Here is a 14,161-nt window from a genome sequence, read left to right as displayed (position 1 = left end):
GCGGGAGCGGCTCGTCCGCCGGGCCGTCCTCGCCCGTACGGTCCTGCTCGCCCGGCCTGGTGACGGACAGCGGTCCGGAGTCCGCCTGGTCGGAACCGGCGCGCGTGTCTCCCTCGGCGTTTTCGGCGTCCTCGCTTGAGGGCCGGCCGCTCCGGCCGCTGCTGGTCTGCTGGGCCAGCCAGATGGCGTCGCAGAGCTGTTCGGCGTCGGGATCGAGACCGGCCTCGCGCAGCCGGGCGACGAGCGCGGTGAGCAGCGCGCCGTCGTAGGGCGGCCGGCTCCCGGCCACGGGAGGCCGCTCCGGGGCATGCCCGCGTCCCGGTTCCGGCTCGCTGTCCGGGCCGTGCCGTACCGTGACGTCGGGCATCAGCGCATCACCTCGGCCGGTCGAGTCGCTGGATGAGCAGGTCGGCGAGCCGGTCCCGGCCTGCCGGGGCGGCGGCGTCGGTGAGATAAATGGCGTTCAGAAGCTGGTCGGTGGAGATCAGTTCGCTGCGCGAGCGCTCCAGGAAGTGGGCGATGAGATCGTCGCCCGCGCGTGCCGCCTCGTCGCCGAGATGGGCCCGTACGAAGGTGGCGAGCCGCTGGTGGTCCGGGCGGCCCAGTTCGAGATGGATACACCGGCGCATCAGCGGCGCCGGGAAGTCGCGCTCTCCGTTGCTGGTGAGGACGACGAACGGGAAGGCCTTGCACTGCACCCGGCCGCCCTTCACCTTCACCTTCGTACCGTCGTCGGTGAGCACCTCGGCCTCGCCGTCGGGCAGCCGGTCGGCGATGCGCTCCAGCTCCGGTATGCCGAACTCGCCCTCCTCCAGCACATTGAGCAGATCGTTCGGCAGGTCGATGTCGCTCTTGTCGAGCTCGTCGATGAGCAGGACGCGAGGCAGCGCGGAGGGCAGCAGGGCGGTGCCGAGCGGGCCGAGACGGATATAGCTGCCGATGTCCGCCGACGGATCCTGGTACCGCGCGCCGCCCGAGTCGCCTGAGCCGTCCGCACCACCCGCACCGCCCGCACCACTTGCATCGCCCGTACCGTCCGGCTCCGACGAGGCGCGGTGCGCGGCGAGCTGCACATCCTGGAGCCGGGCGATCGCGTCGTAGTGGTAGAGCCCGTCCAGCAGCGTGGAGCGGCTGACGATGGGCCAGCGCAGCACCCGGCCGAGCCCCAGCTCATGGGCGACGGAGTGGGCCAGGGTGCTCTTGCCCGCGCCGGGACTCCCGGTGACCAGCAGCGGACGCCTCAGATAGAGCGCGGCGTTGATCATCTCCAGCTCTTCCGCGCCCGGCCGGTGCAGCTCCGCCTCATGCCGGTAGCCGCCGAGCCGACGGTCCGCTGAGCCGTTCGACGAGGTGTCGTCACCGCCCGCGAAGTCCCGCCAGGGCGGTGGCGGCGGAAGCTGGTTGATGCCTCCGTGCGGTTCGCCGGCCCCTCGGTAGATGAGCCACTCGCCGGGTTCACTCATCACGTGTTCCTCATCGTCACTCGTCCGCCTGGGCGGTCTCGGGCAGTCGGGAGGGCAGTCGGAAGGGCCGGACGCGCATCGCCGCAAGGACAACGTGCATCACCGTAGCGATCCGCCGCCGCGCCCGTAAGAGGCCCAATAGGCCCTGAGCGTCCGTCCGCGAGGCCGTTCACGGCGCCTCCAGGAGCTGTCCCGATCCGGGCAGAGGGTGGTGCGGATCGTCGTAGTAGAGCGCCACGCCGTCCGACCAGAACATCTCCGCACGGCCCGCGCGCACTCCGCATCTCAGCTCCTGGATCCTGCGCGGGAGCTGATCGGCGGTCCCCGCCTCGGCGACGGTGTCCAGCGCGCGGCGGTGGAAATCCGCGCAGACCATGCCCGGCCGGTCCTCGCCACGGCGCAGCAGGGCGATATGGAAGCCGCCCCGCACCACCCGGCCCAGCCCGGCCACGGTCTCGCCGTCCGGCCCGTCGCCGTACCGGCAGAGCACCGGCACGGTCTCGTACGCCAGCGCCCGCAGATCCTCCTCCGTCGGTACGGGTACCCGCAGTCCGTCCTCGCAGTCGATGATCTCGCCGCGCATCGCCACGCTCCAGGTGCGGTTCCACCGGGCCCGGTGCTCACGCGTCTCGTCCTCCGAGAGCGGCGGACCGGGATTCGAGCAGCGGACCACCACCGGGCGTACGGTGCCGAGCGGCGGCTCGTCGGGCGACAGCTGCCAGCGGTCGACCTCCAGACCGAGCTGCGCCTGGACGACGGCGACCTGGAGCACGGCCGGGCTGTCCGGTTCGTCGCACCGCCGGAACGCCTCGGCCAGCGGCGCGGTGAGCCTGGCCGGCAGGTCCTTCGCCACCGTGCCCCGGCTGTCCTCCTTGACGGGCACCACCTCGCCGGTGTGCCGGGCGACACCGACGCGCCAGTCGTAGCTGTCCCGCTCCCAGCCGCGCGGCTCCAGCTCCAGCAGGACGAAGGAGCCCTCGCCCTCCACCGGCCGCTCTCCGTACGCCGGCGACGCGCGCCGCTGCGCGCGGTCGGTGCGGTAGCGGGCCGCGGACCAGAGCTGGGTGATCTCGTTGCGGAACTCGCGCGAGAGCCGGTCGTCGGCGATCCACTTCACCCAGTTCCACAGCGCCTCCTCGGCCGCCGCCGTGGAGTGGGTGACATAAGGGCGCTCGGCGGAGATGACGCTCATGCAGTAGCGCAGGACGAGTTCGAGCGCGGCCTCGCCGCCTCTGGTCTCGTACAGCGCGCCGAGCCCGTCCCGCCAGCTCCGCGGCGCCGGATAGCGGTCGACCGAGTGCACGTTCGGCAGGCGGACCAGCAGATCGAGCAGGCTGCGGGTGGAGACCGGCGGCGGCAGCTCGGCGAGTCTGCCGAGCAGGATGATGCGCTGCTGCGGAGTGAGCGCGCGGTCGGCGCCCGCGCCGAGTCCGCTCTGCACATCGGCCCAGGTGCGGCCGGTGCCCACCCGGTTGGTGTGGCGGTCCGCGTGATAGCGGTCATGGGCATGGAACACGGCCTGGTAGTCGTCGTCCGACTCGGCCGTGGCCATCGTGGCGGGCACGGGCAGCGAACGGAGCTGCTCGATACCGATCGAGGTGCCGCCGAGGCCGCCGACGAGCTGCGACTTGAGCACACCGACCACCTCGCCGCGCGCCGGATCGATGGCGGGCCCGCCGGAGATCCCCGGCGGCAGCAGATCGCCGCCGAGCCGGATCTGCTCGTCCGGATCGCCCCAGCCGCCGAGCGTGCCCTGCACGGTGCAGTAGCCGCTGAGCCGCTTGAGCCGGCCGCCCACGTCCGTCCAGCCGGAGTAGAGCACCTGCCCGCCGCCGAAGAAGGCCGCGGGCCGCTCCGTGACATACACACAGGGATGCTCGACCGGCCGGCGGAGCCTGATGAGCGCCAGATCGGGTCCCGGCCAGCTCCCGGGCGTGCCGAACGAGCGTGCCGCGAGCGCGTCGCGCGGCGGCTCGGGAAGCGCCGCGACCACGGAGCCCTGCACCGACGACTCGCCCTCGCCGCTGCCGGGGCCGATCTCGAAGACCACGGTCACCTCCCGCCCCTCCCCCTGCATCGCCACATGGGCGCAAGTGAGCACCCAGCTCGGGGCGATGAAGAAGCCGCTCCCCAGGAAGCCGCCGCCTGGTCCATCAGGGGCATACCCGGACACCGGGCCATGGATGCGCACGGTCGCCGCCGCGACGAGGTCCTTGAGCGCACGCTGGGTCTCGCCCGAGGCGCCCGGCGCACCCCGGCCGAACCCGTCGATCACGGTCCGCTCCCGGCCGGAGGCGTGAGCCCGCCCGGATGCGCCGGTGCGCCCGGTGGTGCGCCCCCGGGCACCTCCCCGTCGGACTGCGGCCCTCCGGAAGGCGTCCCGGACGGTGTCCCGGGCGGCGTGCCCGTGGACGGTGCCACGGCCTGCGGAGGTACGAGCGGCGGCACCGACAGATCGGGCGGTCCGCCGTTGTTCCAGGTGAGGGTCACCTTGATCGCCCCCTTGGCCTCGCCGTCCGCGAGGAGTCCCACGACCTTGCCGGACTTGGCGGTCAGTTCGATACCGAACTCGATGCTGACCTCGTCGGGCCGCACCGCCCTCAGCGGTGCCGCCAGCGACCGCGCGACGCTGGTGACCACTCCGTTCAGACTCTCCACCCGCGCCTGCACCTGCTCGGCGAATCCCGTGTCCGAGTAGGTCAGGCCGCCGGAGGGCCGCCTCAGCTCCTCGGCACCCGAGATCCGCGCCCAGACAGGCGTGCCGTCCGGCATCTCGACGCGGGTGATACGGACCTCTCCGTCCTCCATGACGCCCCCGTTCCCCCAATTCCCCGCAGGTTAACGGCAGTACGGAGCCGAAGCGAGGCAATGGAGGAGGACGGCGATTCGCCGCCGCCCGGTTCCCGGCGGGCCCGGACGGCCGGGAGGCCGGGCCCACGGCCACCGCACCGCCCTTCACCAGGCATTAGGCTGTTCGCCATGTACTTCACCGACCGTGGGATCGAGGAACTGGAGAAGCGGCGCGGCGAGGAGGAGGTCACTTTCGAGTGGCTGGCCGAGCAACTCCGTACGTTCGTCGACCTCAATCCCGACTTCGAGGTGCCGGTCGAACGGCTGGCGACATGGCTGGCCCGGCTGGACGACGAGGACTACCTGAACGACGACGCCGAGGACGGGTAAACGCCTGGCACGGTCCGGCGCGCAGCCGGTCGTACGCGAGCGTCAGCATCCCTTGCGCGATCAGCAGGGCACCGGCGAAGGCCCACCCGGCGCTGTGGCGGCGCGCCGCCCAGAGCGTGAGCGGGACACCGGCCGCGAGCTGGCCCGCACCGGCCAGCCGGGCCCGTGGTCCGCGCAGCCAGGGCCCGAGCGGCCCGTCCTCCACGACATCCAGCTCGGCCCGTACGGTGTCGCGCCAGCCCGCCCACTCCACCTGCTCGGCGCCCGGCTGGACACGCGCCACCTCGCGCAGCCGGTCGGCCGGTTCACCGGGACCGAGCCCGACCGGGAGCACGACACCGGCCCGGGAGAGATACGCGGCGAAGGCGAGCAGCCGGTCCCGGGAGTCGGCCTCCGGGTCCTGACGGGTCAGCGGTTCCAGGGCCGGGAGGTCCAGTACGGGATCGAGGCCGAGACGGGCCGTGAACGTACGCATCGCCTCGTCCTCGCCCACCGGTGTGCCGTCCGCCAGCCAGACATAGCCGACCGTGCGCCGGAAGCCGGCCGCCAGGGTGTATCCGGCGCGGTCAGCGTCCCACCACAGCGCGAGCACCGGCCAGTTGACGCCGACGGCGAGCGCGGTGGCCCAGCCCGCGACCACGCGGTCGACCGGTTCACCGTCGTCCCGCCAGGGCTTGCCCTCGGGCACCAGTACGCTCCAGCCGGGGCCCGCCGGGACGAGCAGCAGCCGTTCACGGAGCAGATGGGCGGCGGGCCGTACCACCGCCGGCTCGGCCCGGCAGAGCAGCAGAGCCCCCACGGAAGTCGCGTTCATGCTCTTACGCTAGGACACTTCGCCCGAATATGAGCGCTATGCCCGTTCGGAGCCCTTGAGGTTCCTCCGGGTTCGGCCACCCGGCCTTGACTTCCCAGGACCGCGATATATCGTGTTTCTCAGGAGACGCGATATGTTGCGTCGAGGCAGGCCGGGAGGTCGCACCATGGCAGAGTCGACATGGGAAGTCAGCGGGCCGACGAAGCTCACCTTCGACGATCCGGTGACGGCGCTCCATGTGCGTATCGTCAACGGGACGGTGAATGTCGTCGGCTCGGACGATTCCGTACTGAACGAGCAGGGCGGCGCACGGCTGGAGATCTCCGGTGTCGAGGGACCGCCGCTGACCGTGACACGGAGCGGCTCCACACTCACCGTGGCCTACGAGGATCTGCCCTGGAAGAACTTCCTCAAGTGGCTCGACCGCAGAGGCCGGCACCGCAGCGCCGTCGTCTCCCTCGCCGTCCCGTCGGGCGCGGCGGTGGAGGTCGGAGTGGTCGGGGCCGGAGCCGTGGTCTCCGGGATCCGCGGGCGTACGGATGTGCGCGGAGTCAGCGGTGACACCACGCTCGTGGGACTGTCGGGCGAGGTCCGCGCCGACACCGTCTCCGGGAGTCTGGAGGCGCAGGCCGTCACCGGAGACCTGCGCTTCACCTCGGTCTCGGGCGATCTGACGGTGGTCGAGGGCGCGGGCTCCTCCGTACGGGCCGAATCGGTCAGCGGCGACATGGTCGTCGATCTCGATCCGGGCGACCGGCCCACGGACATCAAGCTGTCGTCGGTCTCCGGCGAGGTCGCGATCCGGCTGCCGCATCCCGCGGACGCGAAGGTCGAGGCGAACACGGCGAGCGGCAAGGTGTCCAACGCGTTCGAGGATCTCCGGGTCAGCGGGCAGTGGGGCGCCAAGCGGATCACCGGCACGCTGGGGGCGGGCACGGGCACACTCAGGGCGACAACGGTGTCGGGATCGATCGCGCTGCTGAGAAGGCCGCCGATGGAGTACGAACCCGCCGACGGGGTACGGGCCGACGCGGTGCCGACCGACTCGGTACCGACCGACGCGAAGGAGTTCTGACATGGCCCCGGTCTTCGCCCATGGCCGACTCCGGCTCTATCTGCTCAAGCTCCTCGACGAGGCGCCACGCCACGGGTACGAGGTGATCCGGCTGCTGGAGGAGCGCTTCCAGGGCCTGTACGCGCCGTCCGCCGGCACCGTCTATCCCAGGCTCGCCAAGCTGGAGGCCGAGGGCCTGGTCACGCATGCCACCGAGGGCGGGCGCAAGGTCTACTCGATCACCGACGCGGGCCGCGCCGAACTGGCGGGCCGCAGTGGCGAGCTGGCCGATCTGGAGCTGGAGATCCGCGAGTCGGTCTCCGAGCTGGCCGCGGAGATCCGTGATGACGTACGGGGCGCGGCGGGACAGCTGCGCAGCGAGATGCGCGCGGCGGCCTCCGAGACCCGTAAGGGCGGCACGCGGACGGACTGGGACACGGCGTTCGCGGACAGCGAGTCGTGGCGCGAGGCCAAGGAGGAGCTGAAGCGCGCGAAGCAGGAGTGGAAGGAGCAGGCCCGCCGCGCGAAGGACGAGTCCCGCCGGGCCCGCGAGGACGCACAGCGGGCGCGCCGCCAGGCCAAGGAGGCCCAGGAAACGGCCCGTCAGGAGATGCAGCGGATCGCGAAGCAGGTCCAGGACCAGGTGCAGGACCACTTCCTGCGCGGCGACTGGCCCACGGGCGTACGGGAGGGCCTGTCGGAACTGGCGGGCCAACTGGGCGGCCTGACCTGGGGCGCCAGGCCGGAGCCGACGGAACGCGAGACTGCCGAGCCCAAGGAGCCGCTCCAGGATCCCGCCTGGGCCAAGGACACCCCGGAGACCGGCGATCCGGCCCGCGATCTGGACCGTCTCCTGGACCGCTTCCGCGACGACATCCGCGACGCGGCCCGCGACCACGGCGTAACCCCCGCCCAACTGTCCGCCGCCCGCCGCCACTTGTCCACAGCGGCAGCCCACATCAGCGCGGTCCTGCGCATGCCGGAAGCCTGACGCAAGCGGGGGTTGTCGGCCGACCGGACGGCACGGGAGGCCGACCAATCCTCGCCGGGCACCTGGAGTCAGACATTTCCCATACGGAGACGCGCGGGATCCCGGGTGCGTCCGGAACCAGCTCAGAGGCAAAGCGCCCTGCCACAAATGTCTCCGAGGTTCGTAGAGACCCCCGCCCCCTGCCCGCCATACCCACGGTGACAGCGATGGCATCCCCAACCAACCCCGCTTCGCCCCAACGGGCCACCGCTCGAAGAGCACTGGAGACCTGGAACGCTCCGACAGCCGGGCTGGCGAACTTTCGGTGTCGCGCTAGTCACGGTGGGTACACGAACCGCCGGGGAGCAGGGCGCGAAACTCGAGGGCTGGCAATGCGTGGGTACAGGCATCCGTACAGAGGCGCTTGCTGCGTGCACCGGCGCCATCCTTCGGGTGTGATGCTCACCCTGACACCATCAGCGAAAGCACTGCGTTCCCGCTCTACTGAGACGATTCCACGCGCGACCAACACCTCCCACACTTGGGTCTCTTCCTGGTCGGCGGATTCGGGGGCCCACGCGCTGCCCGTCTCCAACAGCACCACTGCGGTGCGCCACTGCTGGCTGGTCATCGCTTCAGCAAGGAACCTGACCAGATTGGAGGCGGCGCGCACCGGATGCTCGATGATCAACTCTTCCAGCCGATCACCCTCTCTGCCAGCCTCTTCTGCGGCTTTGACACTCTGGGCATAAGCAACGCTGAGACGAACAACTGCCAGTCGCCTGAGCAGATTGCGGTAGAGGCCCAGTTCGTGATTCACCAGTCTGCACACCACGCCGCTCGACCGACGCAGCATCGAGGTGATCTCTACCAGCAGAGGCTCGTCAGGGTTTACCACGGCTGGCTGATACTGGACGTGAGCACGATCGAAGATTTCTGTGAGGCGTTCGGCGATGGCTGCGCGCCGAGCGGCGGCCTCGGGATGGTGATCAAGTGCTCTGTGGACCATGCTCAAAGGGATACCCAGCGCCTCTGACAGCCTCAGCGGGAGAGTGCCGTCATCCCGCGCAGGCAGTATCGCAAGAGCCTCGATGTCCCGGTAGGTCGCGCGGCTGACTCCGATCCGTGCTGCCAACTGCGTCGCGGTGAGACCAGCGTAGGAACGAAGGTCTCTGATCTGATCGTATCGACCTCGAGTGGGCTCATACAGCTCGCGGGAGTGGACTCGGAAAACCTGAGCGATCTCTCGGATTCGTCCTGGCTCGGGTACAGATGTTCCCGCCTCGTAGGCAAGCACCCGGGCCTTCGATGTGCCCAGAAGGCGGGCGAGGTCAGCCGCACTCAGCTTGCGTCCATCCACTTCCCTGCTGGCACGTAGGCCCTGAAGGATCTTTGCGTCGAACTTTGCTGTCCCACGAGCCATTGAGGACTCCCCCAGTCTTGCTTCGCCAACGTCTCACGGTACCGTCTAAGGACAACATGAAGCTCGGCGATCCACTCAGATGAGGGAAGAACAGCGTTTGCGCTGGTCAGAATCGAAGAGCGGTATCGCTTAGGGTCAATAAGTGTTTCGCCAACCGCGTACGGCGGGCACTGTCATTGCGTCAGCCGAGATGCTGGCGGTGAGACTGCCCAGAGACGGGCACTTCGTACGCTGAACGAGATGGACCCGCGTCCAGGAGTGGAATCTAGAACGCGGGTCCGTGCCGGCTTCAGCATCAGGCGGTGGGTGAGGGGGCGACCCTCATCCACCGCTGCCGTTGATCAGGTCCAGAATCTGGTTGACAAGAGGAAAGATGACCTCGACTGCCAGCCTGACCCAGGACTGCCACGGCGCGACACCGCGATCCGGCTCCTGCTGGTCTCGTTGGCCCGCGATCCCGTCGCCCCGGCCCGCATCCAGGTTCTCTTCCTGTTCCTGCGGGTCCGGCGCGTCATCGTCCCGGCCTTGAGACCTTTCAGAGTCGGCCATCCGAATCGTTGCTCCCTTCCGTTGGGTGAAGTCGAGCCGACTGGCCCGTACGTCGCCCGTCGACTACTGGACGGAAGAGAGGTGTGATGACCTTACCCGAGCAAACGTGCGGTCAAGGTGCACCACACGAGCGTTCGAGAGGTAGTCAGATGGGGACTCGCACACCAAGTTCACCCTGGACCAGAAGGTTGATGGGAAGGTTCCCTAACTAAGCTGGCCAGAAGCATAGTTGCAACCTAAAAGGCTCGATGGTACGGGCAACCATGCCAGTTCGGTCGCTCAAAAAATCCTCAAATCCCCTTGCCACAAACCGACGTCGCCTTCAGTGCTCGCCCTCGTCGGCGCGACCGCTGGGCGCGTCCGACACGACCGCACGTCACGACTTACCCTGCGGCTCGCCAGGAACGCCGCTCGGGTGGGGAGTTGTGTGCCCGTTATACCCAATGCACGGTCAGGAAGGCTGTTCGCCCAAGCGTCCTCAGGCACGAAGTCGCCCAGGACGCCAGCGTTCCGCGAAGCGGGGGTGTCCGCACCCCTGAGCACTCACAAAGATGCACAGCGAGGGCCTCACCTGAACGATCACAGGGAGCAGCTCGGTCCGGCGACATGATCACACAGTGACGGGCAAGACAAGTAGCACTCCCGAGTTCCCCCGGTGTGGAGCGTCCATCAGATTCAACCGCATCCCGTACAGGCCGTCCGTGGCACAGAAATCATTCCCGCCGGCCCTGGGGCTATGAGTGCGGCGTCGCCAAGTGGTCGGCTGCCATGACCGACCAGTCGCAGAACGACTGACCCGCCGTCACCACGGCAAGGGGCTACGCGGAGTGAGGCCCTCACGCACGCTCCAGACTTCAGCGAGCAACGGCGATCTCACTCCGCCCTGCGCCGATACCGCTCAGGCGTCGGAAGCAAGCGAGTCTCACCGATGGCCGTGGAGTCGATGAAGCACTCACACTTCCACTCATCCGGGCGAATCAACCATCGGCATAGCGCATCGCCGCATCGGCGCTCGACTGTCGGTGGCGGCGCAAGCGGGCGGAGGACACCAACGACGCCTCACCGGGCCAACTACTCAGACAGCCCGGCCAAGGCCAGCTACGCATCGAAGCCGTACTCGAGTACGTACGAAGCGGAGTCGAGCGTCATCTCGTTGACCTCGACGGGCCGGCCTTCCACAGTGAACGCCGTGCGACAGATGAGCATGACGGGCGTGCCTGCGGACAGGCTCAGCCGATTCGCTTCGTCCTGGGACGGCATGCGCGAGCGGACTTCCTCCCTGAAGTGCACCGGCCTGAAGCCAAGGTCCCCGAGACGGGCGTAGATTCCGCCGGGACCAGTGTCCTCCCGGGTGATGGCCGAGCCCGTGACCAGGGCGGCGGGCAGGAAGCTGGTGGCCAGCAGGACCGGCTTGCCCTCCAGGACATAGCGCCGGCTTCGTACGCACACGGCGTCGCCCGGATCGATGCCGAGAGCTCTCACGATCCGTTCCGGGGCAGGCTCTTCGGTCACACCGAGCTGGTCGACAACGAGTGGCCGGTCCTCGGTGTCCGTCGACCAGATCGAGCGTCCCTCGTTCCACCGGTCACCCGACAACCGCTCGACACCGCGCCGCCTCAGCGGACGGAACGACCGTACGAAAACCCCGGCGCCCTTGCGGGACTCCGCGATGCCCTCGCTCTGCAGCACCCCGAGCGCCTGCCGCGCGGTCATCCGGGCCACGCCATAGGCAGCCATCAGGTCGTTCTCACCCGGCAACCTCGCTCCCGGCCCGTACTCCCCGGTCCGGACCGCATCCCGAAGCGCATCCGCGATGCGCTGGTACTTCGGCCGACGGTCATCGCCCTCGGTCACCATGCGTAAACCTCCCGCCTCTTCTCTAGACACCCTAATTCACGCCCGCACCACCGCACTTCGAGGGACCGTCGAGCAAGAACGCCAGGATCTCTAGACATATTGTTGACATCTCTAGAGATGTGCACTTCACTCAAGATGTCTGGAGAGGTTGCCGCAGAAAAAGGGTGACCTCACGAGTGGGGAGGTCCCATGCCGTCATCAAGGGCCGACACGTCGACCGCAGCCGCGTTCGGTGGGGCCGCGATCGCCGTTCCGTACATCGCCAGATGGAGTGCGGAACGAACACCCCACATGCGCGTTGTCGCACGCGGCAGAGGTATCGGCTACGCGGACGAGCGACCGTACGACCGCGACACCGACGGTGTGCTCTGGACCCGTGTCCCCTCGCTGCCCGGCAAAGGCCGACCCGAGTTCGGCAAGGTGCACGCTCTACGGCAGCGACGGGCCATGAGCGAACTGCTCTGCCAAATCTGCGCCCGGCCCGCCGACCGCAACGCCGAGGGCGTCCTCTGGATCATGGGTGAAGACTCGGACCACCCTGGCGCCTGGCCCGCCGACCTCACCACAACCCATCCTCCCCTGTGCGCGCCCTGCGCCCTCAACTCCGTGCGGGCCTGCCCTCATCTGCGTGGCCAGTACGCCGCACTCCGAGTCCGCGCCTGGACTCCGGCAGGGGTACAGGGTGCCCTCTACCGTCCCGGGCACCCCGATCCGGTCCCGGTGGACGCTACGGGAGTGTCCTTCGACGACCCGCTCATCCACTGGGTCCGAGCAGGACAACTCGTCATGCGCCTGGACGACTACACGGTCATCGATCTTGAACCCGGACGCGCGTGAACTCCGTGTCTCCGAGAGACCAATCGCCGACTAGCCCGTCAGCCGGTTGCCGGGAGGTCGGGTGGGAGCGCGGGGGCGAACATCGTCCGCTCCAGCGTCGTATACGTCGCGCCATGGTCCGCCAGGACCTCCGATACGACGCCCGGGCGCGCCGCCAGGGCCAGGAGGAGGTGTTCGTCGCCGATGTGGCGGTCGCCGCGGCCCACCGCGATACGCAGGGATCTCTCCAGCGTGTGCTTCGCGCCCGGGGTCAAGGGCCGGTGGCCCGACCACCAGCGCCTCGGGCGGCCGGCCGTCCCGCCCGTCCGCATCGCGCCCTTGCCGTGCGTCTCCTCGACCTTCGAGACGATCCGGCCCACATCGATCCCGATATCGGCCAGCGCGTCCGTGTCCGCCTTCGACAGGCCGCCGTGCCTGCGTGCGTCCGCCAGGGCCTGTTCGACGGCGGGGCGGCGATCCCGTATCCCGAGCGCGGCGAACGCGAAGGACGCGCGCGTACCCTCCTGGTCGAGCAGCGCGAGCAGCATGTGCTCCTCGGTGACCGAGTCCGCCGCCATGCGCTCGGAGTGACCGACCGCGCCGGTGACCACGCCTCGGGCGCCCTCGGTGAACCGTTCGAACATCACTGCCTCCCGTGCTTCTTGTGCGCGGCCTGCCGGCTGACGCCCAGCACCTCCGCGATCTCCTGCCACGACCAGCCCTGGTTACGGGCGTTGCGCACCTGTACGGCTTCGAGCTGTTCGAGCAGCCGCCGCAGCGCGGCGACCGCCCTCAGCCCGACCCTGGGGTCGCGGTCGCCCGCCCGCTCGGCGAGATCCGTTGCTTCGGTCATGGTGTCAATCTACGTTGACAAGCAGGGCGTGTCAATCAAAGTTGACACTTGCGCGGGGCCCTTACGGCGTCAGCACGACCTTCCCGAACAGATCGCCCGCCACCATCCGTTCGAACCCCTCCCGCGCCCGGTCCAGCGGCAGCACCGCGTCGATCACCGGACGTACCCCCTTCGTCGCGCAGAACGCGAGCAGATCCTCCAGCTCGTCCTTGGTTCCCATCGTCGAGCCGACGACCTTCAGCTCCAGGAAGAAGATCCGGGTCAGTTCGGCGTGCGCCGGCCGGTCGCCGCTCGTGGCGCCCGAGATCACCAGCGTGCCGCCGCGTCGCAGACACTTGACGGAGTGCGACCAGGTCGCCGCGCCGACCGTCTCGATCACCGCGTCCACCCGGTGCGGCAGTCTCGCGCCCGGCTCGAACGCCTCCAGCGCGCCCAGTCCGACGGCGCGCGCCCGCTTGGCCGCGTCACGGCTGGTGGCGTACACCCGTAGGCCCGCCGCGCTGCCGAGGGCGATCGCGGCGGTGGCGACGCCGCCGCCCGCGCCCTGGACGAGCACCGAATCCCCGGGCCGTACACCGGCGTTGGTGAAGAGCATTCGGTACGCGGTGAGCCAGGCGGTGGGCAGACAGGCGGCCTCTTCGAAGGTGAGCCCGGCGGGCTTGGGCAGTACGTTCCACACCGGCACGGTGACCTGCTCGGCGAAGGTGCCCTGGTAGTGCTCGGTGAGGATCGAGCCGGTCTCGCGCGGCCCGACGCCATGGCCGGTCTGCCCGATGACGGAGTGCACGACGACCTCGTTGCCGTCCTCGTCGAGCCCGGCCGCGTCGCAGCCGAGGATCATCGGGAGTCTCTCGGCCGGCAGCCCGACGCCACGCAGCGACCAGAGGTCGTGGTGGTTGAGGGAGGCGGCCTTCACCGTGACGGTGGTCCAGCCGGGCCGTACCTCGGGCGCCGGGCGCTCGCCCAGCACAAGGCCGTTGAGCGGATCGCTGAAGTCGGTACGCGCTGCGTAGGCGGCAAACATGGCCCCGACATTAGAGCGACCGGGCCGCGCGCCGGAACCGCCACGGCCTGTGACGCGGGCCGCGCCGTACCCCGTTACAAGAGGAACCCCGTCCAAGAGGAAGGGAATACGACACGGCCCGTACGAATCCGAAACCGAAACCGACGCTCGACGCGGTC

The 14,161-nt window shown here is 69.4% G+C and carries 15 protein-coding genes; 4 read left to right on the top strand and 11 right to left on the bottom strand.

Annotation, left to right across the window (positions count from 1 at the left end):
- The 4 genes from GA0115259_RS12865 to GA0115259_RS12850 form a co-directional block, all read right to left on the bottom strand.
- On the bottom strand, positions 1 to 367 hold a 367-nt coding region (locus tag GA0115259_RS12865), incomplete at its 3' end, for a hypothetical protein (protein ID WP_141716545.1).
- 7 nt (positions 368 to 374) lie between these two features.
- A complete protein-coding gene (locus tag GA0115259_RS12860; protein ID WP_093595379.1) occupies positions 375 to 1,463 on the bottom strand; it encodes an AAA family ATPase in 1,089 nt (362 codons plus the stop codon).
- Between the two features lie 169 nt (positions 1,464 to 1,632).
- The gene (locus GA0115259_RS12855) at positions 1,633 to 3,738 is read right to left on the bottom strand and encodes a VMAP-C domain-containing protein (RefSeq protein WP_093595376.1); all 2,106 of its coding nucleotides are present in this window, start codon (positions 3,736 to 3,738) and stop codon (positions 1,633 to 1,635) included.
- The gene (locus GA0115259_RS12850) at positions 3,735 to 4,271 is read right to left on the bottom strand and encodes a CU044_2847 family protein (RefSeq protein ID WP_093595373.1); all 537 of its coding nucleotides are present in this window, start codon (positions 4,269 to 4,271) and stop codon (positions 3,735 to 3,737) included. The genes GA0115259_RS12855 and GA0115259_RS12850 overlap by 4 nt, the downstream gene beginning before the upstream one ends.
- A 171-nt stretch (positions 4,272 to 4,442) precedes the next feature.
- Between GA0115259_RS12850 and GA0115259_RS12845 the strand changes: the two genes are divergently transcribed.
- Positions 4,443 to 4,643, top strand: a complete 201-nt coding sequence (locus tag GA0115259_RS12845) for a DUF6104 family protein (RefSeq protein ID WP_093595370.1) — start codon at positions 4,443 to 4,445, stop codon at positions 4,641 to 4,643.
- Here the strand turns inward: GA0115259_RS12845 and GA0115259_RS12840 are convergent.
- Positions 4,546 to 5,457, bottom strand: a complete 912-nt coding sequence (locus GA0115259_RS12840; RefSeq protein ID WP_237539958.1) for a hypothetical protein — start codon at positions 5,455 to 5,457, stop codon at positions 4,546 to 4,548. The two genes, GA0115259_RS12845 and GA0115259_RS12840, sit on opposite strands and share 98 nt — an antisense overlap.
- Before the next feature lie 166 nt (positions 5,458 to 5,623).
- Here GA0115259_RS12840 and GA0115259_RS12835 point away from each other — a divergent pair, with 166 nt between their 5' ends.
- Together GA0115259_RS12835 and GA0115259_RS12830 are read left to right on the top strand one after the other, a co-directional pair.
- The gene (locus GA0115259_RS12835; protein WP_093595367.1) at positions 5,624 to 6,532 is read left to right on the top strand and encodes a DUF4097 family beta strand repeat-containing protein; all 909 of its coding nucleotides are present in this window, start codon (positions 5,624 to 5,626) and stop codon (positions 6,530 to 6,532) included.
- A 1-nt stretch (position 6,533) separates the two neighbouring features.
- Positions 6,534 to 7,502 (top strand): PadR family transcriptional regulator, encoded by a 969-nt coding sequence (locus GA0115259_RS12830; RefSeq protein ID WP_093595364.1) that lies wholly within the window; start codon positions 6,534 to 6,536, stop codon positions 7,500 to 7,502.
- Between the two features lie 316 nt (positions 7,503 to 7,818).
- Here the strand turns inward: GA0115259_RS12830 and GA0115259_RS12825 are convergent, their stop codons facing one another.
- From GA0115259_RS12825 to GA0115259_RS12815, 3 genes are all read right to left on the bottom strand, one after another.
- A complete protein-coding gene (locus GA0115259_RS12825) occupies positions 7,819 to 8,904 on the bottom strand; it encodes a helix-turn-helix domain-containing protein (RefSeq protein WP_093595361.1) in 1,086 nt (361 codons plus the stop codon).
- Between the two features lie 321 nt (positions 8,905 to 9,225).
- Entirely contained in the window at positions 9,226 to 9,453 is a 228-nt protein-coding gene (locus GA0115259_RS12820; protein ID WP_093595358.1) for a hypothetical protein, read from the bottom strand.
- A 1,098-nt stretch (positions 9,454 to 10,551) separates the two neighbouring features.
- Entirely contained in the window at positions 10,552 to 11,310 is a 759-nt protein-coding gene (locus tag GA0115259_RS12815) for a GntR family transcriptional regulator (protein WP_093595355.1), read from the bottom strand.
- A gap of 291 nt (positions 11,311 to 11,601) precedes the next feature.
- On the opposite strand from GA0115259_RS12815, the gene GA0115259_RS12810 reads away from it, so the two are divergent.
- Entirely contained in the window at positions 11,602 to 12,147 is a 546-nt protein-coding gene (locus tag GA0115259_RS12810; RefSeq protein WP_237539957.1) for a hypothetical protein, read from the top strand.
- 38 nt (positions 12,148 to 12,185) lie between these two features.
- Here the strand turns inward: GA0115259_RS12810 and GA0115259_RS12805 are convergent, their stop codons facing one another.
- The 3 genes from GA0115259_RS12805 to GA0115259_RS12795 all read right to left on the bottom strand — a co-directional run bounded on the left by GA0115259_RS12805 (position 12,186) and on the right by GA0115259_RS12795 (position 14,003).
- A complete protein-coding gene (locus tag GA0115259_RS12805; protein WP_093595349.1) occupies positions 12,186 to 12,770 on the bottom strand; it encodes a Clp protease N-terminal domain-containing protein in 585 nt (194 codons plus the stop codon).
- On the bottom strand, positions 12,770 to 12,979 hold the full coding sequence (locus GA0115259_RS12800) for an HTH domain-containing protein (protein ID WP_093595346.1): 210 nt from the start codon (positions 12,977 to 12,979) through the stop codon (positions 12,770 to 12,772). The genes GA0115259_RS12805 and GA0115259_RS12800 overlap by 1 nt, the downstream gene beginning before the upstream one ends.
- 61 nt (positions 12,980 to 13,040) lie before the next feature.
- The gene (locus tag GA0115259_RS12795; protein ID WP_093595343.1) at positions 13,041 to 14,003 is read right to left on the bottom strand and encodes a zinc-binding dehydrogenase; all 963 of its coding nucleotides are present in this window, start codon (positions 14,001 to 14,003) and stop codon (positions 13,041 to 13,043) included.
- Positions 14,004 to 14,161: the final 158 nt, after the last annotated feature.

This window comes from Streptomyces sp. MnatMP-M17, assembly GCF_900091995.1.
In the GTDB taxonomy this organism is placed as follows: Bacteria; Actinomycetota; Actinomycetes; order Streptomycetales; family Streptomycetaceae; genus Streptomyces.
This window is presented reverse-complemented; position numbering and strand designations above follow the sequence as displayed.